This window comes from Bradyrhizobium sp. CFUWI (genome assembly GCF_056429085.1).
Window position 1 is genome coordinate 1 of sequence record NZ_JBWJZE010000301.1, and the last position, 394, is coordinate 394.

General features: G+C 56.3%; 1 protein-coding gene. It reads left to right on the plus strand.

Features of this window, described 5'->3' with window-relative positions; all coding sequences use genetic code 11:
• Positions 1-394, plus strand: a 394-nt coding sequence (locus AC066S_RS39910; protein WP_478272082.1) for an MMPL family transporter, incomplete at both ends; no start/stop codon positions are given.

Below are 394 nucleotides of genomic sequence, written 5' to 3' on the forward strand. Positions count from 1 at the left end.
GGTATTACGACCACCTGGTCGATACGCTCGTACTGGACCAGAGCCATATCCAGCACATTCAAGACTTTTGGCGTGATCCCCTGACGGCGGCGGGTGCGGTCAGCGCAGATGGTAAGGCGGCGTACGTTCAACTTTACCTCGCCGGCAACATGGGTGAAGCACTCGCAAACGAATCCGTTGAAGCCGTCCGGAAAATTGTGGCGAATAGTACACCGCCGGAAGGCATCAGAACCTATGTCACCGGACCGGCGGCCTTGTTTGCCGACCAAATCGCCGCCGGTGACCGAAGCATGAAGCTGATCACCGGATTAACGTTCGCGGTAATCACCGTGTTGCTGCTGATCGTCTATCGCTCGATCGCCACCACGCTGCTGATTCTTCCCATGGTGTTTAT